Source organism: uncultured Stenotrophomonas sp., assembly GCF_945952405.1.
Taxonomy (GTDB): domain Bacteria; phylum Pseudomonadota; class Gammaproteobacteria; order Xanthomonadales; family Xanthomonadaceae; genus Stenotrophomonas.
Genome location: NZ_CAMFIA010000011.1, coordinates 1 through 16,275, shown reverse-complemented (window position 1 = coordinate 16,275; position 16,275 = coordinate 1). Strand labels below are relative to the sequence as shown.

General features: G+C 68.0%; 17 protein-coding genes. 11 read left to right on the top strand and 6 right to left on the bottom strand.

The window, feature by feature from the left end:
• Positions 1 to 128 precede the first annotated feature (128 nt).
• Positions 129 to 1,433: a D-amino acid dehydrogenase gene (locus Q0P60_RS12545; RefSeq protein ID WP_294993658.1), complete on the top strand. Its 1,305-nt coding sequence runs from the start codon at positions 129 to 131 to the stop codon at positions 1,431 to 1,433.
• Positions 1,412 to 2,482 carry an alanine racemase gene (gene alr / locus Q0P60_RS12540; protein WP_294993655.1) on the top strand — a complete coding sequence of 357 codons (1,071 nt, stop codon included), beginning with the start codon at positions 1,412 to 1,414 and terminating at the stop codon, positions 2,480 to 2,482. Before Q0P60_RS12545 ends, alr begins: the two co-directional genes overlap by 22 nt.
• Before the next feature lie 124 nt (positions 2,483 to 2,606).
• On the opposite strand, the gene Q0P60_RS12535 is transcribed toward alr, so the two are convergent.
• Complete coding sequence (locus Q0P60_RS12535) at positions 2,607 to 3,173, bottom strand: DUF3016 domain-containing protein (RefSeq protein WP_294993653.1); 567 nt, start codon at positions 3,171 to 3,173, stop codon at positions 2,607 to 2,609.
• 244 nt (positions 3,174 to 3,417) lie between these two features.
• Here Q0P60_RS12535 and Q0P60_RS12530 point away from each other — a divergent pair, with 244 nt between their 5' ends.
• Together Q0P60_RS12530 and Q0P60_RS12525 are read left to right on the top strand one after the other, a co-directional pair.
• The gene (locus Q0P60_RS12530; RefSeq protein WP_294993650.1) at positions 3,418 to 5,406 is read left to right on the top strand and encodes an ATP-binding protein; all 1,989 of its coding nucleotides are present in this window, start codon (positions 3,418 to 3,420) and stop codon (positions 5,404 to 5,406) included.
• 43 nt (positions 5,407 to 5,449) lie between these two features.
• Positions 5,450 to 5,740 (top strand): DUF3247 family protein, encoded by a 291-nt coding sequence (locus tag Q0P60_RS12525; RefSeq protein WP_294993647.1) that lies wholly within the window; start codon positions 5,450 to 5,452, stop codon positions 5,738 to 5,740.
• Between the two features lie 143 nt (positions 5,741 to 5,883).
• On the opposite strand, the gene Q0P60_RS12520 is transcribed toward Q0P60_RS12525, so the two are convergent.
• Entirely contained in the window at positions 5,884 to 6,147 is a 264-nt protein-coding gene (locus Q0P60_RS12520) for a hypothetical protein (protein ID WP_294993645.1), read from the bottom strand.
• 157 nt (positions 6,148 to 6,304) lie between these two features.
• On the opposite strand from Q0P60_RS12520, the gene Q0P60_RS12515 reads away from it, so the two are divergent.
• Genes Q0P60_RS12515 through Q0P60_RS12505 form a run of 3 tightly spaced genes read left to right on the top strand, consistent with a single transcriptional unit; the run spans position 6,305 to position 8,753 of the window.
• Complete coding sequence (locus Q0P60_RS12515) at positions 6,305 to 7,375, top strand: class I SAM-dependent methyltransferase (protein ID WP_294993642.1); 1,071 nt, start codon at positions 6,305 to 6,307, stop codon at positions 7,373 to 7,375.
• Complete coding sequence (locus tag Q0P60_RS12510; protein WP_053448672.1) at positions 7,372 to 8,073, top strand: pseudouridine synthase; 702 nt, start codon at positions 7,372 to 7,374, stop codon at positions 8,071 to 8,073. The genes Q0P60_RS12515 and Q0P60_RS12510 overlap by 4 nt, the downstream gene beginning before the upstream one ends.
• Positions 8,070 to 8,753, top strand: coding sequence for an HAD family phosphatase (locus Q0P60_RS12505; protein WP_294993638.1), 684 nt, complete (start codon positions 8,070 to 8,072; stop codon positions 8,751 to 8,753). Before Q0P60_RS12510 ends, Q0P60_RS12505 begins: the two co-directional genes overlap by 4 nt.
• A 111-nt stretch (positions 8,754 to 8,864) precedes the next feature.
• Here Q0P60_RS12505 and fabB read toward each other — a convergent pair whose 3' ends face one another.
• Complete coding sequence (fabB, locus tag Q0P60_RS12500) at positions 8,865 to 10,073, bottom strand: beta-ketoacyl-ACP synthase I (RefSeq protein ID WP_294993634.1); 1,209 nt, start codon at positions 10,071 to 10,073, stop codon at positions 8,865 to 8,867.
• Entirely contained in the window at positions 10,073 to 10,588 is a 516-nt protein-coding gene (fabA, locus tag Q0P60_RS12495; protein ID WP_294993631.1) for a 3-hydroxyacyl-[acyl-carrier-protein] dehydratase FabA, read from the bottom strand. The genes fabB and fabA overlap by 1 nt, the downstream gene beginning before the upstream one ends.
• A 191-nt stretch (positions 10,589 to 10,779) precedes the next feature.
• On the opposite strand from fabA, the gene dinB reads away from it, so the two are divergent.
• On the top strand, positions 10,780 to 11,868 hold the full coding sequence (gene dinB, locus Q0P60_RS12490) for a DNA polymerase IV (RefSeq protein ID WP_294993628.1): 1,089 nt from the start codon (positions 10,780 to 10,782) through the stop codon (positions 11,866 to 11,868).
• 155 nt (positions 11,869 to 12,023) lie between these two features.
• Here dinB and Q0P60_RS12485 read toward each other — a convergent pair whose 3' ends face one another.
• Positions 12,024 to 12,938, bottom strand: a complete 915-nt coding sequence (locus Q0P60_RS12485) for an MBL fold metallo-hydrolase (protein ID WP_294993626.1) — start codon at positions 12,936 to 12,938, stop codon at positions 12,024 to 12,026.
• A 90-nt stretch (positions 12,939 to 13,028) separates the two neighbouring features.
• Positions 13,029 to 13,667, bottom strand: a complete 639-nt coding sequence (locus Q0P60_RS12480) for an NAD(P)H-binding protein (RefSeq protein WP_294993623.1) — start codon at positions 13,665 to 13,667, stop codon at positions 13,029 to 13,031.
• Positions 13,668 to 13,775: 108 nt separating this feature from the next.
• Here Q0P60_RS12480 and Q0P60_RS12475 point away from each other — a divergent pair, with 108 nt between their 5' ends.
• From Q0P60_RS12475 to gph, 3 genes are all read left to right on the top strand, one after another.
• The gene (locus Q0P60_RS12475) at positions 13,776 to 14,705 is read left to right on the top strand and encodes a LysR family transcriptional regulator (protein WP_294993620.1); all 930 of its coding nucleotides are present in this window, start codon (positions 13,776 to 13,778) and stop codon (positions 14,703 to 14,705) included.
• A complete protein-coding gene (locus tag Q0P60_RS12470; RefSeq protein WP_294993617.1) occupies positions 14,702 to 15,493 on the top strand; it encodes a class I SAM-dependent methyltransferase in 792 nt (263 codons plus the stop codon). The genes Q0P60_RS12475 and Q0P60_RS12470 overlap by 4 nt, the downstream gene beginning before the upstream one ends.
• Before the next feature lie 63 nt (positions 15,494 to 15,556).
• A complete protein-coding gene (gph, locus tag Q0P60_RS12465) occupies positions 15,557 to 16,213 on the top strand; it encodes a phosphoglycolate phosphatase (protein WP_294993614.1) in 657 nt (218 codons plus the stop codon).
• The last annotated feature ends 62 nt before the right edge of the window (positions 16,214 to 16,275 follow it).

Genomic DNA, 16,275 nt, shown 5'->3' with positions numbered 1-16,275 from the left:
AATTGCAGGAGAACATCCTGCCGGTTGATTTCAAAACAGGCAAATCAACTGGTATCGGCTGTCTATACTTCCCCAATTATGGTCCCGGCACGCTCCAGTGCAGGGAATGATCGGGTTGGAGAAGTCCCATGCGAGTCCTAGTTCTCGGCAGCGGCGTGATCGGCACCACCAGTGCCTGGTACCTGCGACAGGCCGGGTTTGAAGTCACGGTCATCGACCGCCAGCCCGGCCCGGCGCTGGAGACCAGCTTTGCCAACGCCGGCCAGCTGTCGTTCGGCTACACCTCGCCGTGGGCGGCCCCGGGCGTGCCGAAGAAGGCGATCGGCTGGCTGTTCGAGAAGCATGCGCCGCTGGCGATCCGCCCGGGCATGGACCTGGCCCAGTACCGCTGGCTGTGGCAGATGCTGCGCAACTGCACCCACGAGCGCTACGCGATCAACAAGGCGCGCATGGTGCGCATGTCCGAGTACAGCCGCGACTGCCTGAACGAGCTGCGCGCGCAGGTCGGCATCGAGTTCGAAGGCCGCGACCTGGGTACCACCCAGCTGTTCCGCACCCAGCAGCAGCTGGATGCCTCGGCGCAGGACATCGAGATCCTGGCCCAGTACGGCGTGCCGTACGAGGTGCTCGACCGTGCCGGCATCATCCAGGCCGAGCCCGCGCTGGCGCACGTTGATGGCCTGGTCGGCGCGCTGCGCCTGCCGCGCGACCAGACCGGCGATTGCCAGCTGTTCACCCGCCGCCTGGCGCAGATGTGCGTGGACGCCGGCGTCGAATTCCGTTTCGACCAGGACATCACCGGCCTGGAGTTCGACGGCGACCGCATCAGCGGCGTACGCATCGACGGCAAGCTGGAAACCGCCGACCGCTTCGTGGTCGCGCTGGGCAGCTACTCGCCGGCGCTGGTGGCGCCGCTGGGCATGCGCCTTCCGGTGTACCCGCTGAAGGGCTACTCGCTGACCCTGCCGATCACCGATCCGGCGATGGCACCGACCTCGACCATCCTCGACGAGAGCTACAAGGTAGCGGTCACCCGTTTCGACGACCGCATCCGCGTCGGCGGCATGGCCGAAGTGGCCGGCTTCGACCTGTCGTTGTCGCAGCGCCGCCGCGAAACCCTGGAACTGGTGGTCAGCGACCTGTACCCGAAGGGCGGTGACCTGTCGCGCGCGCAGTTCTGGACCGGCCTGCGCCCGGCCACGCCGGACGGTACGCCGGTGATTGGCGCCACGCCGTTCCGCAACCTGTACCTCAATACCGGCCACGGCACCCTGGGCTGGACCATGGCCTGTGGTTCGGGCCGCTACCTGGCCGACCTGATGAGCGCGCGCCAGCCGCAGATCAGCACCGAAGGCCTGGATATTTTCCGCTATGGCCAGTACGGTCACGCGCCGCAACATGAGAACCGCACATGCGTCCTGCCCGCGCGCTGATCGATCTGGGCGCCCTGCGCAGCAACTACCGGCTCGCCCGTGAACTGGGCGGTGGCAAGGCCCTGGCCATCATCAAGGCCGATGCCTACGGCCACGGCGCGGTGCGCTGCGCGCAGGCGTTGGAAGACGAGGCCGACGGCTTCGGCGTGGCCACCATCGAAGAAGCGCTGGAGCTGCGCCAGGCGGGCATCCGTGCGCCGATCCTGCTGCTGGAAGGTATCTTCGAGCCCAGCGACATGGCGCTGGTGGCCGAGCACGATTTCTGGTTCGCGGTGGGTTCGCCGTGGCAGCTGGAGGCGCTCGCCAGCTTCGACAGCCCGCGCCCGCTGACGGTGTGGCTGAAGCTGGACAGTGGCATGCACCGGCTCGGCCTGGACGTGGAGGGATTCCGCGCTGCGCATGCGCGCCTGTCGGCCCTGCCGCAGGTCGAACGCATCGTGCTGATGACCCATCTGGCGCGCGCCGACGAGCTGGACAGCGAACGCACCCACGAACAGGCCGCGACCTTCGCGCGTGCCATCGATGGGCTGGAAGGCGAGACCAGCGTGTGCAATTCACCGGCCCTGCTGGGCTGGCCGGACGTACGCAGCGACTGGGTGCGTCCCGGCCTGATGCTGTACGGCGCCAACCCGCTGCCTGAGAACTCGCAGATCACCGCGCGCCTGCGCCCGGTGATGACGATGCAGTCCAGGGTGATCGCCGAGCGCTGGATCGAGGCCGGTGAACCGGTCGGCTACGGCGCCCGCTTCGTGTCCAAGGCGCGCACCCGGGTGGGCGTGGTGGCGCTGGGTTACGCCGATGGCTATCCGCAGTTCGCGCCGAACGGCACCCCGGTGCTGATCGACGGCCAACCCGGTGTGCTGATCGGGCGTGTGTCGATGGACATGCTGACCGTGGACCTGACCGCGCATCCGCAGGCCGGCATCGGCAGCGTGGTGGAGCTGTGGGGCCATGCACCGACCCTTGCCGAACTGGCGCCGCGTTGCGGTGTGAGTGCGTACCAGCTGCCGTGCGCGGTCAAGCGCGTGGCCAGGGTCTATCAGGACTGACCGAACACCGCCGGCCTTGGTCGGCGCTGTGAATGGGTGTCGACCAGGGTCGACACCTACCGTTGGTGGGCTGGCCGTACGTGGCTCTGGTAGCTGCCGACCTGGGTCGGCACCTGGCCCGGGTTCAGCGAGCGGCGGTCGCCTGGCTGGTCAGCTGGCGCTTGACCCAGTCATTGATCAGGCGCTTCTCGTAGCGCAGCGGATCGCTGTCGGTCAGCAGGCCACTGCCCTGCAGATAGCCCGAGTCGCTGAGGCGCGCATCGCCCTCGCTGACAATGCGGCCACTGGCGTCCTTCAGCGTGTACTGCAGGCTGATGCGCGGCGGATAGATGTCACGCAGGACCCGGATGTCACGCCCGCGCGGGCCGTGCCACGGCTCGTAGTCGCCGGCACGCTTGATGTCGACCAGGGTCACATCCAGGGTCTGCCCGGGCTGCAGCGGCTTGGCGGCGGTGGTCTGCAGGTAGCGTGCGATCTGCTGCACCCAATCACCGCGCTCAGCCTCGAAACGGTTGCCACTCTGGCGGATCTCGGTGAACTTGGCCGGATCATCCCATTTCACGCTCACCGGGCCATCGGCCGGCAGCGCACGGGGGGCCTGCGGATCGGTCACGGTGCGCGGCGCGGCCGTGGCGGTGCCGGCCGCGAGGACGGCGGCCAGCAGCAGGGTGCCAGCACGTGAGACTTTCATGACGGTCTCCTGCGTCCCTCGGTGGGGACGATGTTGATCTCGGTTCGAGTGTGATCCCGGCCGCGGGGGACCGCAACGGCCGAATGCGACATGCGCGAACGTGGTTGCCGCCAATTCATCGTCGTCAACCATGACTGACGGCGCTTGACGCTGTGAATACGCTCTCTGGAAGATGCTGTGCCTCCAATCCGGCCCGTTCCAGACGCCCTTGTCCACACTGCCGCCCCTAGTGGAGCGCCCACCGATGATGGTGCCGGCGCCCGAACCCGACCTGCATCATGGCGTGCTTGAGCGCATCAACGCCGGTTTCTGCGTGATCCAGGTGCTGTTCGAAGGCGATCGCGCGGTGGACTATCGTTTCATCGAGGTCAACGACGCGTTCGAGCGTCATACCGGGCTGAAGGACGCGCGGGGCCAGCACATGAGCCTGCTGCAGCCGCACCACGAGGAAGACTGGTTCCGCATCTACGGCGAGGTCGCACGCAGCGGCCGCCCGGCGCAGTTCGAGATGGAAGCACGCGCGCTGGGCCGCTCGTTCGCGGTCGACGCGGTACGCGTGGGGCGGCCGGGTGAAGACAAGGTCGGCATCCTGTTCTTCGACATCACCGCGCGCAAGCAGATGGAAGTGGAGCTGGGCGAGAGCGAAGCCCGTTTCAGCGCGCTCGCCGATGGCCTGCCGATGCCGGTGTGGGTGCTCGATGAGCGCGGCCATGCCCGCTTCGTCAACAGCGCCTTCAGCGAGTTCTTCGGCGGCGACGAGACCCGCGTGCCGGAAGATGTCTGGCGCGGGCTGGTGCATCCGGACGATGCCTCGGTGTTCGAGTACGAACTGCAGGAGGCGTTGAAGGCGCAGCGCTCGATGCATGCGCTGGTGCGGGCACGGCGTGCCGATGGGCAGTGGCGCTGGCTGGAGATGAACGCACGCCCGCGCTTCTCGCGCATGGGCCGCTTCATCGGCCTGGCCGGCAGCAGCCCGGACGTGACCGAACGCCGCGAGATCGAACTGGCCCGCGAGGAACTGCTGCAGTCCGAGCGCGCGGCGCGCAGTGCCGCCGAGAACATGGCGCGGCTGAAGGACGAATTCCTCGCCACGCTGTCGCATGAGCTGCGCACCCCGCTGACCACCATCCTCGGTTGGAGCGAACTGCTGCTGCAGCGGGTGGACAACACCAGCCCGCTGTACAAGGGGCTGAACGTGATCGCCAACAGCGCCGGTGCGCAGAAGCGGCTGATCTCGGACATGCTCGACCTCAGCAGCATGCTGCTGGGCAAAGTGCAGCTGGAAGTGGAAGTACTGGACCTGCGCGGATTGCTGGGCGAGGCCATCGGCGCGCAGGAACTGGTCGCCGAAGGCAAGGCGCTGGACGTGCACCTGCAGCTGCCGGAGCAGCCCAGCCTGGTGCTGGGCGATGCGACCCGGCTGCAGCAGGTGTTCTGGAACCTGCTCTCGAACGCGATCAAGTTCACCCCGGCCGAAGGCCGCATCGACCTGCAACTGCAGTCGGATGGCAACCACTGGGTGATCACCGTGCGCGACACCGGTGACGGCATTGCGCCTGAATTCCTCCATCATCTGTTCAGCCGCTTCCGCCAGGCCGACGGCACCACCACGCGCCGGCATGGCGGCCTTGGTCTGGGCCTGGCGATCGTGCAGCAGCTGGTCGAGCTGCATGGCGGCACGGTCACCGCAGCCAGTGAAGGGCACGGCCACGGTGCCACCTTCACCGTGCGCCTGCCCAAGCACATTCCCGATGCCGAGCGGCGGCCGCTGCGCGAAGTGATCAGCGGGCCGATCCTGGAACCGGTGGTGGTCGAGCCGTATCCGCTGCGCGGCATGCACGTACTGGCGGTGGAAGACCAGCCGGAAGTGCTGGAATACCTGCGGCGCATGCTGGAAGAGCAGGGCGCCAGCGTATCGGCGGCCAGTTCGGCCGGCGAGGCGCTGGCACTGCTGGCTGATACCGGTCATCTGCAGTACCACGTGATGCTCACCGACATCGGCATGCCCGGCATGGATGGCTATGGGCTGGTGCGCACGCTGCGCGAGGACATGGGCGTGGATGCCACGACCCTGCCCGCGGTGGCGGTGACTGCGCTGGCACGGGCCGATGACCGCCGCCGCGCGTTGGCATCGGGCTTCCAGGAGCATGTGGCCAAGCCGTACTCGGTGGCGCAGCTGGTGGCCGCCGTGCGCAAGGTACAGGTGCCACGCGCCGACAGCGCGCTGCACTGAGCATTCACGGCCGATCGGCGACCCTGCAGGCAGGAGGTCGCCGATGTCCCGCATAGCTCCCCGCATCCACACCGATCCGGCGCAGATTGCGCGCCTGGAAGCCCTGCTGCCGCAGCTGGAAGGCGAAACGCAGGTTGAACTGACCCTGCAGGATGGTCGTCGCCTGCTCGGCACCGTCGCGGTGAAGCCGACCGTGCAGCAGTACCGCAACGAGGCCGGCGATGAAGGCAGCAATGGCCAGCTGCGCCTGGATGACTACGACACGCCGGTGCAGCAGCACCATGTCTGGCTGGACGAGATCGCCAGCATCCGCCGGCTGCCGCCGAGGCTCTAGACAGCCCGGCGGCGCCATCTAAAGGTGTTGTAGAGCCGAGCCGGCGCTCGGCTGCGGGTGGCCCGGCTGTGCCGCCGCCCGAGCCTGGGCCCGGGCGCTACAGGGGGTGTCCCGCCTACGCCGCCGGCAATCTCACCGGTTGCTCAATGCTCGAACAGGGTCGGGGTTGCTTCGAACCGGCGCGCATAGGCGCGCTCCTCGGCAACCCGGGCCACCTCGTCATCGGCCAGGTCGGGCGCACCATAGACCGCGTAGGCCACGCTGCCATCGCTGCCGTGGCCGACCTGGTGCAGCCGGTAGCGCGAGTGGCCGCCGCCGGTGTCCTCGGGGTAATGCACGGGCGGATGGCTGCCTTCCAGGTCCATTTCACTGTTGTCGACCACGCCACCGACGAACAAGGCTCGCATGCAGGTTCTCCTGGGTTTCCGGGGGGAGCCTTTACCCTGAACGTTCCACTGTTGCTGTCGGATCAAGGCCCCGTTCGGGTTTCGCAAAACGGCCGCCCGGGCCGGGCCGGCCAAGCCGGTACAATGGACGGCCCTCACGCTTGAAGTACCCGCGCCGATGGCCTCCAGCGACGACGCCCCCCTGCAGACCCTGTTCCTGCCGTTCTCCCAAGGCGCCCTGCGCTGGCCGGAGGGTCCCGTGGCCTTCCTGCGTGCCCGCGATGGCTGGCCGCTGCGCGAAGCGGCCGGCAACCGTGAGGTGCATTGCGAGCAGAGCTTCGCGCCGTTCGCGCAGCCGCTGCAGCAGGCCGCCGGCTGGACCGTAAGCGGGCAGCTGGACGACGTGGCCGGCAAGGGCCGCTACCCGCTGGTGCTGGTGCTGCCGCCGCGCCAGCGCGAAGAGGCCCGTGCGCTGTTCGCCCGCGCGCTGGCGCTGGTCGCCGAAGGCGGCCGTATCGTCGCCTGCCAGTCCAACAACGAGGGCGCACGCTCGGGCGAGGGCGACCTCAAGCAGCTGACCGGCCTTGGCGGCAGCCTGACCAAGAATCACTGCCGCGTGTACTGGACCGCCCCGATGCAGGGCCAGCAGGATGCCGATCTGGCCAAGCGCTGGTCGGCGCTGGATGCGGTGCGCCCGATTGTCGGCGGTCGCTTCCTCAGCCGCCCGGGCGTATTTGCCTGGGACCGCATCGACCCGGCCTCGGCGCTGCTGGCCGAACACCTGCCGGCCGACCTCGCCGGGCGTGCCGCCGACCTCGGTGCCGGCTATGGCTACCTGTCGCGCGAGCTGCTGGAGCGTTGCCCGAAGATCACCGCGCTGGACCTGTATGAAGCCGAGCAGCGTGCACTGGCGCTGGCCGAGCTGAACCTGGCGCCGCCGCCGCGCCCGTTGCCGCTGCGCTTCCTGTGGCGCGACGTCACTGCCGGCATCGAGCCGGGCTACGACGTCATCATCAGCAACCCGCCGTTCCACACGCCCTCGCGTGCCGACCGCCCCGACATCGGCCAGCGCTTCATCGCCGTGGCCGCGCAGGCGCTGCGCCCGGGCGGGCGCCTGTACGTGGTGGCCAATCGCCACCTGCCGTACGAGCACACCCTCAACGACAGTTTCGGCGCGGTGCGCGTGGTCGCCGAACGCGACGGCTTCAAGCTGGTCGAAGCGGTGAAGGGAAGGGGGAAGGGCCAATGAAACTGGTCAAGCACATCGCCAACCTGGGCTATGGCAGCCGCAAGCAGGTGCAGTGGATGTTCCGCGAGGGCCGCGTCACCGATGCCGACGGCGAGGTGCTGTACGCCGACGACCAGGTACCGCATGACGCCATCCGGGTTGATGGCGAGCCACTGGATCCGCCCGTCGGGCTGTCGATCGCGCTGCACAAGCCGGCCGGCTACACCTGCTCGACCAAGGACACCGGTCGCCTGATCTACGACCTGCTGCCGCCGCGCTTCCGCGATCGTGATCCGGTGCTGTCCACGGTCGGCCGTCTTGACCGTGAGACCAGCGGCCTGCTGCTGTTGACCGACGATGGTGGCCTGCTGCACCGGATCATCTCGCCGAAGTCGAAGCTGCCCAAGGTCTACGAAGTCGAACTGAGCGACGACCTGCGCGGTGACGAGGTGGCGCTGTTCGCCAGCGGCACGCTGATGCTGGAGTCGGAGAAGACCCCCCTGCTGCCGGCTGAACTCGAAGTGCTGGATGCGCGTCGTGCGCGCCTGGTGCTGCACGAAGGCCGTTACCATCAGGTACGCCGCATGTTTGCTGCCACCGGCAATCACGTTCAGGCCCTGCACCGCAGTCGCGTCGGCGGACTGGACCTGCAGGGGCTGGACGAAGGCCAATGGCGGCAGCTCACTTCCACCGACCTGGATACGCTGTTCGCTCCATGACCGCCATCGCTGCGCTGCCGTTCCTTCCCGACGCCGTCATCTTCGACATGGACGGCCTGATGATCGACAGCGAGCGGGTTTCGCTGGCCTGCTGGAGCGAGGCTGCCGACGCGTTCGGGCTGGGCCTGGACGAGGCGGTGTTCCTGCGCATGGTCGGCCTCGGTGACCGCGACACCCACGCGCTGCTGCGTGCGCAGGGCATCGAGGATGGCGTGATCGAGGCCGTGGCCGCGCGTTGCCATGAGCTGTATGAAGCGCGCACGCAGACCGGCCTGCCGCTGCGGCCGGGCATCCTGGCGTTGCTGGAACTGCTCAAGGCGCACGCGATCCCGCGTGCGGTGGCGACCACCACGCGGCAACCGCGTGCCAACCGCAAGCTGGCCGCCGCCGGCCTGCTGCCGTACTTCGATGCGGTGATCACCAGCGGTGATGTGGCGCGGCCGAAGCCGGCGCCGGACATCTACCTGCTCGCCGCGCAGCGGTTGGGCCAGGCGCCGGAGCGTTGCCTGGCGCTGGAGGATTCACCGGCCGGCACGCGCGCGGCGCTGGCCGCCGGCATGACCGTGATCCAGGTTCCGGACCTGGTGCATCCGGATGAGGAACTGCGCGCGCTCGGCCACCGCATCGTCGGCTCGCTGGTGGACGCGCACGCGCTGCTGCTGCCGCTGCTGCCGAAATAACCGGTAGATGCCGACCGTGGGTCGGCACATTCAAATGCCCTGGTAGATGCCAACCTGGGTTGGCATGCTCTTTGTGGTGGGTGCCGACCGTGGGTCGGCACGCCTTCCCCATCAAACCCGGCCGAACACCAGCGCAGCGTTGGTGCCGCCGAAGCCGAAGCTGTTGGACATCACCGTATCCAGCTTCTGCTCGCGGCTCTCGCGCAGGATCGGGAAGCTCTCCACCTTCGGGTCCAGCTCGGCGATGTTGGCTGAACCGGCAACGAAACCATCGCGCATCATCAGCAGGCAGTAGATCGCCTCGTGCACGCTGGCCGCCCCCAGCGAATGGCCGGACAACGCCTTGGTCGAGGACAGCGGCGGCACCGCGTCGCCGAACACTTCGCGGATCGCGTTGAGCTCGGTAACGTCGCCCAGCGGGGTCGAGGTACCGTGGGTGTTGAGGTAGTCCAGCGGACGGTCGATGCCTTCCAGCGCCATCTTCATGCAGCGCACCGCGCCTTCACCGGACGGAGCGACCATGTCGGCGCCATCGGAGGTCACGCCGTAGCCGATCAGCTCGGCATGGATGTGCGCGCCACGCGCGACGGCGTGGTCGTAATCCTCCAGCACCAGCATGCCGCCGCCGCCGGCGATGACGAAGCCATCGCGGTCCTTGTCGTACGGGCGCGAGGCACTGGCCGGGGTCTCGTTGAAGCTGGTCGACAGGGCGCCCATCGCATCGAACATCACGCTCATCGACCAGTGCAGGTCTTCGCCGCCACCGGCGAACATGATGTCCTGCGCGCCGTGGCGGATCATGTCCGCAGCCGCGCCGATGCAGTGCGCCGAGGTCGCGCAGGCGGCGGACAGCGAGTAGCTGACGCCCTTGATCTGGTAGGCGGTGGCCAGGCAGGCCGAGACCGTCGAGCACATCGTGCGCGGCACCATGTACGGGCCGACCTTGCGCACGCCGCGTTCGCGCAGCAGGTCGACCGCGCCGATCTGCCATTCGCTGGAGCCGCCACCGGAGCCGGCGATCAGGCCGGTACGCAGGTTGCTGACCTGCTCGGGGCTGAGCCCGGCATCGGCGATGGCATCGCGCATGGACAGGTAGGCGAAGGCCGCCGCATCGCTCATGAAGCGCTTCTGCTTGCGGTCGATCAGTGCGTCCAGGTCAAGGTCGACACGGCCGCCGACCTGGCTGCGCAGCCCGGCCTCGGCGTGGTCGGCCAGCAGGGTGATGCCGGAGCGCCCTTCGCGCAGCGCGGCCGAAACGGTATCCAGATCATTGCCGAGGCAGGACGTGATGCCCATGCCGGTGATGACAACGCGACGCATCAGAAGCTCCCGGTTTCAGTGAACAGGCCGACGCGCAGGTCGCGCGCGCTGTAGATTTCACGATCATCCACGTACATGCGGGCGTCCGACTGGGCCATCACCAGCTTGCGGTTGATCACCCGGCTGATGTCGATCTCGTAGCGGACCCGCTTGGCGTCCGGCAGTACCTGGCCGGTGAACTTTACCTCGCCGCAGCCCAGTGCGCGGCCCTTGCCGGGAGCGCCCAGCCAGGTCAGGAAGAAGCCGGTCAGCTGCCACATGGCATCCAGGCCGAGGCAGCCGGGCATCACCGGGTCGCCGATGAAGTGGCAGCCGAAGAACCACAGGTCCGGGCGGATATCCAGTTCGGCGCGTACCATGCCTTTGCCATGCGGTCCGCCGTCCTCGCGGATTTCGGTGATGCGGTCGAACATCAGCATCGGATCGTTGGGCAAACGGCCGGCGGCGGTGCCGAACAGTTCACCGCGTGCGCTGGCCAGCAGCTGTTCGCGGTTGAACGCGTGGAGACGGGTCATGAAGCACAATCCTGGAAGCGGGGAAACAGGGAAACAAGCGCTCGAGGATGCCCGTGGAAACTGCGCCGATCAAACATTTCAACCGTACGCAACCGTAGTGTTTTCAAGGGAATACGCGCATCCTGTTGATGTGCAAAGACCATACTTGGGCGTGTGGCCCGCCCCGCCTGCCCCCGCCCTTTCCGCCTGACATGACCCGACTGCGCAAGATCATCCACGTCGACATGGACGCGTTCTACGCGTCGGTGGAGCAGCGCGACGATCCGTCACTGCGTGGCAAGCCCGTGGTTGTGGCTTGGCGTGGCGCACGCTCGGTGGTGTGCGCAGCCTCGTACGAAGCACGCGTGTTCGGCGTGCGTTCGGCGATGCCGGCACTGCGTGCCGAACGCCTGTGTCCGGATGCGGTCTTCGTGCCGCCGGACTTCGCACGTTACAAAGCGGTGTCACGCCAGGTGCGCGAGATCTTCCTGCGGCATACCGACCTGGTCGAGCCGTTGTCGCTGGATGAGGCCTATCTGGACGTGACCGAGCCGAAGAGCGGCATCGAGCTGGCCACCGAGATCGCCCGCACCATCCGTGCGCAGATCCGCGAGGAAACAAACCTGACTGCTTCAGCCGGGATCGCGCCGAACAAGTTCCTGGCCAAGATCGCTTCGGACTGGCGCAAGCCCGACGGCCAGTTCGTGATTCCGCCACAGCGGGTGGAGGCGTTCCTGACGCCGCTGCCGGTGAGTCGGGTGCCCGGCGTGGGCAAGGTGATGGAAGGCAAGCTGGCCGCACGCGGCATCGTCACCTGCGGTGACCTGCGGCAATGGGCGCTGATCGATCTGGAAGAAGCATTCGGCAGCTTTGGCCGCAGCCTGTACAACCGCGCACGCGGCGTGGATGAGCGGCCGGTGGAGCCGGACCAGCAGGTACAGTCGATTTCCTCGGAGGACACCTTCGCCGAGGACCTGCTGCTGGAAGATCTGGCCGAAGCGATCGTGCAGCTGGCGGAGAAGACCTGGAACGCCACCCGCAAGACCGAACGGGTCGGCCATACCGTGGTGCTGAAGCTGAAGACCGCGCAGTTCCGCATCCTGACCCGCAGCTTCACCCCGGAACGCCCACCGGAATCGATGGAGGAACTGCGCGACATCGCCCTGGCGCTGCGCGCCCGCGTCGAGCTGCCGGCCGAAACCCGCTATCGCCTGGTCGGGGTTGGCCTGGGCGGCTTCCGCGAAAAGGAACCGGTGCTGCAGGGTGAGCTGTTCGAGCACACCCAGACCGATCGTTCCTGAACGTTCATCCACGCACGGCGTGGATCTACGTGTCGACCAAGGTCGACACCCACCAGGAGCAGGTCTTCCCACCGCGCCATCCCACGGAATCCCGCTGTTGTTGCTGTTGCTTCGGCGAGTGCAGGGCGCAGCCCTGCAAAAGAACAAGCCCTACCTCATGGCCACTGCATTTCGCCCTTGGCCACCTTCGCGCTCAGCTGCAGCGATTCCACGCCGGCCAGCTTCGGGTAGCGTGCCTGCATCGCTTTCACCAGTGCTGCACTGTCCCGCGCCTTGGCGGCCTCGGCATCGAAGGCGCGGATGTAATCGGCGGTGAAGCGCAATGCACTGGCATCCAGCACCGCACCCGGCGCGTAGTGGCCCGGCACCACCACCTTCGGCCGCAGTGCCTGCAGGCGTTGCAGCGTCTGCAGCCAGTCGGCATGCGATTTCGGCGTCTGCGTGTCGGCCATCCACACGTGCTCGCCGGCCACCACCGGGATGCCGCCGACGATCGCACGCAGGGACGGCACCCACAGCACGCTGCGATCCGGGGTCGGGCCATCCAGGCCGATCAGCGGCAGGCGCTCGCCGTCCAGCTGCAGGGCATCGCCCTCCAGCACCTGCGGCACCACGATGCGTGCGGGAACGTCAGCGCCCATCTTCGGCCCCCAGTAGGCCAGCTTGCCGGCCTGGGTCTGCTGGATATGGGCGACGGTCTGCGCGGTGGCGACGATACGCGCCTGCGGGAACGCATCCTGCAGGGTGGCCAGGCCGAAGTAGTAGTCCGGATCACCGTGGCTGATGTAGATCGTGGTCAGCTGCTTGCCGCTGGCACGGACCAGCTCGACCAGCTTCCGGGCATCGCTGGCGCCGAACTGCGCATTGACCAGGATCGCCTCCCGGCGGCCTTCGATCAGTACCGAGGACACCGAGAACATGGCCTGCGGGCCGGGATGGAAAGTCTTCAGATGCAGCTGGGAGCGGGGCGCCGTGGCAGATGACGGCGTGCTGGCCGGTGCCGCCAGCAGGGGGGCACTGGCGAAGCCGGCGGCGAGTGCGAGGGGGAGCAGCAGGGCAGCGGTACGCATGGCAATTCCTTGGGTAGGGCCGAGCCAGGCTCGGCTGCATTCTGGCGCAGAGCCGAGCGCGGGCTCGGCTCTACAGGGCGCATGCGCCGATCAGTACGCGGCGGTGATGATCTGCTTCGGGTATGCGTGCGCCTCCAGCTCGGCGACGAACGCGGCGCCGTAGTCGGCATAGCTGATGCGGCTGTGGCCGCTGGCATCGGCGAGGAAGGCCTTGGGCTGCACACGGTACTGGCCACGCTCTTCACCCGGGCCGATTTCGGCGGCCGGCGAGAAGAAGGTCCAGTCCAGGTCGTCCACGGCCTGCAGGCGGTTGAACGCTTCACGGTGGGCCAGTGCGTACGGCTTGTAGGCATCCGGGAAGTCCGGGGTGTCGACCAGCTGCACGCCCGGTGCCACTTCCAGGCTGCCGGCGCCACCGACCACCACCAGGCGCGGTACGCCGGCCTTGCGCGCGGCGGAGGCCAGCTGCGCGGCGACCTCGCCGACGCGGCCGATGTCATCGCCGGGGCGCGGGCCGTAGGCGCTGGCCAGGACGTCGTGGCCGGCGATGGCGGCGACCAGCGCGTCCTGGTCGTCCAACGAAGCGATCACCGGATGGGCGCCGGCCAGCTCGGCCGGGAGATCCTGTGCGCTGCGCACGATGACGGTGAGTTGATGGCCGCGGGCCAACGCATGGCGGGCGATCTGGCGGCCGATGTTGCCGGTGGAACCAACGAGGGCGATCTTCATGGCGGAACTCCGTGGGGCGGTGTGGGGTGGGAATGGGGTCACTCTAGGCCGCTGCAGTCGCTCGAAAAACAGCGTATAACGCGCTTGTTTGTTGCATGGATCGAGCATATGGACCGATTGACCGCCATGACCGTGTTCGTCGAGGTCGCCGAGCGCGGCAGCCTTACTGCCGCCGCCGAGGTGCTGGACATGTCGCGGGCGATGGTCAGCCGCTACCTGGCCGAGGTCGAGGGCTGGCTGGGCGCGCGCCTGCTGCACCGGACCACGCGCCGGGTCAGCCTGACCGGCCCCGGCGAGGCCGCGCTGGCGCGCTTCCGGCAGATGCTGGCCATCGGCGAGGAGCTGCAGGGCGAACTGGCCAGCGATGATCCCGAGCCGCATGGAACGTTGCGGGTGACCGCCAGTGTTTCGTTCGGGCAGAGCCATCTGGCGCGGGCCGTGGCGGGCTTCGTCGCGCGCCATCCCGCGGCGCGCATCGAACTGTTGCTGGTCGACCGCACGGTGAACCTGGTGGAGGAGCGGGTCGACCTGGCAGTTCGCATTGCCCGCCAGATCGACCCCAGCCTGATCGCCCGGCGACTGGCGACCTGCCGGTCGGTGCTGTGCGCGACGCCGTCCTACCTGCAGGCACGCGGTACGCCGACCGCACCGGAGCATCTGGCCGCGCACAACTGCCTGACCCACCACTACGTCGGCAAGAGCCTGTGGCAGCTGCACCGCGACGGGCGATCCCTGTCGGTGGCGGTGGGCGGCAACATCAGTGCCAACGAGGCCTCGCTGCTGCTGGAGGCGGTGCGTGCCGGCGCCGGTATCGCCATGCTGCCGACCTACCAGGTGGCACCGCTGCTGCGCAGTGGCGAACTGATCGAACTGCTGCCCGGGTTCAGCCTGGACGAACTCGGCATTCATGCCGTGTACGCATCCCGCCGCCAGCAGCCCGCTATCATGCGGCGATTCCTGGACTTCCTGGGCGAGTGCTTCGCCAGCCCGGCGTTCCAGGATCTGGATTGGCGCCCACCGGGCAAGGAGAACGCATGAACCATGGACAGGCCCTGATCGACCACAACCGCGCTGCCTGGGATCGCCAGGCAAGCGAAGTGCGCGAGTGGTCGCGCCCGGTTGAAAGCTCAACGATTGCCGCCGCGCGCGAAGGCCGCTGGCAGGTACACCTGACCCCACGCGCGCTGCCGCTGGACTGGCTGGGCGATGTACGCGGCCGTCGCATCCTGTGCCTGGCCTCGGCCGGTGGGCAGCAGGCGCCGGTACTGGCCGCCGCCGGTGCCGAGGTCACCGTGTTCGACCTGTCCGATGGGCAGCTCGAGCAGGATCGCAACGTGGCCGCGCGCGATGGCCTGCAGCTGCGCACCGTGCAGGGCGACATGCGCGACCTGCACGCATTCGCCAATGACAGCTTCGACGTGGTGTTCCACCCGATCTCCAACCTGTACGTGCCTGACGTGCGCCCGGTATGGACCGAATGCCGCCGCGTGCTGGCACGCGATGGCATGCTGATGGCCAGCTTCTACAACCCGGTGCTGTTCGTCGGTGCGCGCGATCCGCAGCTGGATGCGCAGGGGCTGATCCGGCCGCAATACGCCATTCCCTATTCGGACCTGGAAGACCTGCCGCCGGCCGAACGCGAGGCCAAGCTGGCGCGTGGTGATGCGCTCACGTTCGGCCACAGCCTGACCGAGCTGATCGGCGGCCAGCTTGATGCGGGCTTCGTCATCGATCGCTTCATGGAAGACTGGCAACCGCAGCCACGCTTCCTGATCGACCGCTACCTGCCCACGTTCCTGGCTACCCGCGCGCGCAGGATCGGCTGAGGCGGATCCGGGAAAAAGCCGCGGCGTACAATGGACGGCCCTACGTCGCACAGGTGCCGTCCCTTGTCGTATCCCTATCCGCTGGTCGTGTTCGACCTCGATGGCACGCTGGTCGACAGCGCCGCTGATATCGCCGAAGCGCTGAACCGTACCCTGCAGGACATCGGCATGGCGCGCGTTGCGGAGGCCACCGTGCTGGGCTGGATCGGCGACGGCGTCCGCCGGCTGGTCGAGCAGGCGGTGCATGCCGTCGGCCGCGAGGTCGACCTGGCCGAGGTGATGCCGGTGTTCATGGTGCACTACCGTGAATGCCTGCTGCGCAGCCCTCGGCTGTTCGACGGTGTGGCCGAGGCACTGGCGCAGTTGCGCGAGCGCAACGTGCCGCTGGCGATCTGCACCAACAAGCCCGAAGCACTGGTACCGCCGTTGCTGCAGCACCTCGGGATCGGCGATGCGTTCGCGCTGGTGCTGGGCGGCGATTCGCTGCCGCAGCGCAAGCCCAGTGGGGAACCGCTGCGGCACATCGCGGCGCACTTCGGGGTGCCGGCGCAGGCCTGCCTGATGGTGGGTGATTCGTTGACCGATTACCGCGCCGCCGAAGCGGCCGGCATGCCGATCGCACTGGTGCGCTACGGCTATCCGCGTGGACTGGACCTGGCCACCGCGCATGCCGTGGCGGTGATCGATGACCTGCGCGAACTGCCGGGGCTGCAGGGCTGACGCAACGGGTAGTGCCGGCCGCTGGCCGGCAACCCGGGATGCGTTGCCGATGAGGATGATGT

What these genes read in the sequence shown, in the direction of transcription:
- Q0P60_RS12520 (WP_294993645.1), bottom strand. Translation starts at nt 6,147, where the DNA reads ATGCGAGCCTTGTTCGTCGGTGGCGTGGTCGACAACAGTGAAATGGAC.
- fabB (WP_294993634.1), bottom strand. Translation starts at nt 10,073, where the DNA reads ATGCGTCGCGTTGTCATCACCGGCATGGGCATCACGTCCTGCCTCGGC.
- dinB (WP_294993628.1), top strand. Translation starts at nt 10,780, where the DNA reads ATGACCCGACTGCGCAAGATCATCCACGTCGACATGGACGCGTTCTAC.
- Q0P60_RS12545 (WP_294993658.1), top strand. Translation starts at nt 129, where the DNA reads ATGCGAGTCCTAGTTCTCGGCAGCGGCGTGATCGGCACCACCAGTGCC.
- Q0P60_RS12535 (WP_294993653.1), bottom strand. Translation starts at nt 3,173, where the DNA reads ATGAAAGTCTCACGTGCTGGCACCCTGCTGCTGGCCGCCGTCCTCGCG.
- Q0P60_RS12475 (WP_294993620.1), top strand. Translation starts at nt 13,776, where the DNA reads ATGGACCGATTGACCGCCATGACCGTGTTCGTCGAGGTCGCCGAGCGC.
- Q0P60_RS12470 (WP_294993617.1), top strand. Translation starts at nt 14,702, where the DNA reads ATGAACCATGGACAGGCCCTGATCGACCACAACCGCGCTGCCTGGGAT.
- fabA (WP_294993631.1), bottom strand. Translation starts at nt 10,588, where the DNA reads ATGACCCGTCTCCACGCGTTCAACCGCGAACAGCTGCTGGCCAGCGCA.
- Q0P60_RS12480 (WP_294993623.1), bottom strand. Translation starts at nt 13,667, where the DNA reads ATGAAGATCGCCCTCGTTGGTTCCACCGGCAACATCGGCCGCCAGATC.
- Q0P60_RS12505 (WP_294993638.1), top strand. Translation starts at nt 8,070, where the DNA reads ATGACCGCCATCGCTGCGCTGCCGTTCCTTCCCGACGCCGTCATCTTC.
- Q0P60_RS12530 (WP_294993650.1), top strand. Translation starts at nt 3,418, where the DNA reads ATGATGGTGCCGGCGCCCGAACCCGACCTGCATCATGGCGTGCTTGAG.
- Q0P60_RS12485 (WP_294993626.1), bottom strand. Translation starts at nt 12,938, where the DNA reads ATGCGTACCGCTGCCCTGCTGCTCCCCCTCGCACTCGCCGCCGGCTTC.
- alr (WP_294993655.1), top strand. Translation starts at nt 1,412, where the DNA reads ATGCGTCCTGCCCGCGCGCTGATCGATCTGGGCGCCCTGCGCAGCAAC.
- Q0P60_RS12525 (WP_294993647.1), top strand. Translation starts at nt 5,450, where the DNA reads ATGTCCCGCATAGCTCCCCGCATCCACACCGATCCGGCGCAGATTGCG.
- Q0P60_RS12515 (WP_294993642.1), top strand. Translation starts at nt 6,305, where the DNA reads ATGGCCTCCAGCGACGACGCCCCCCTGCAGACCCTGTTCCTGCCGTTC.
- Q0P60_RS12510 (WP_053448672.1), top strand. Translation starts at nt 7,372, where the DNA reads ATGAAACTGGTCAAGCACATCGCCAACCTGGGCTATGGCAGCCGCAAG.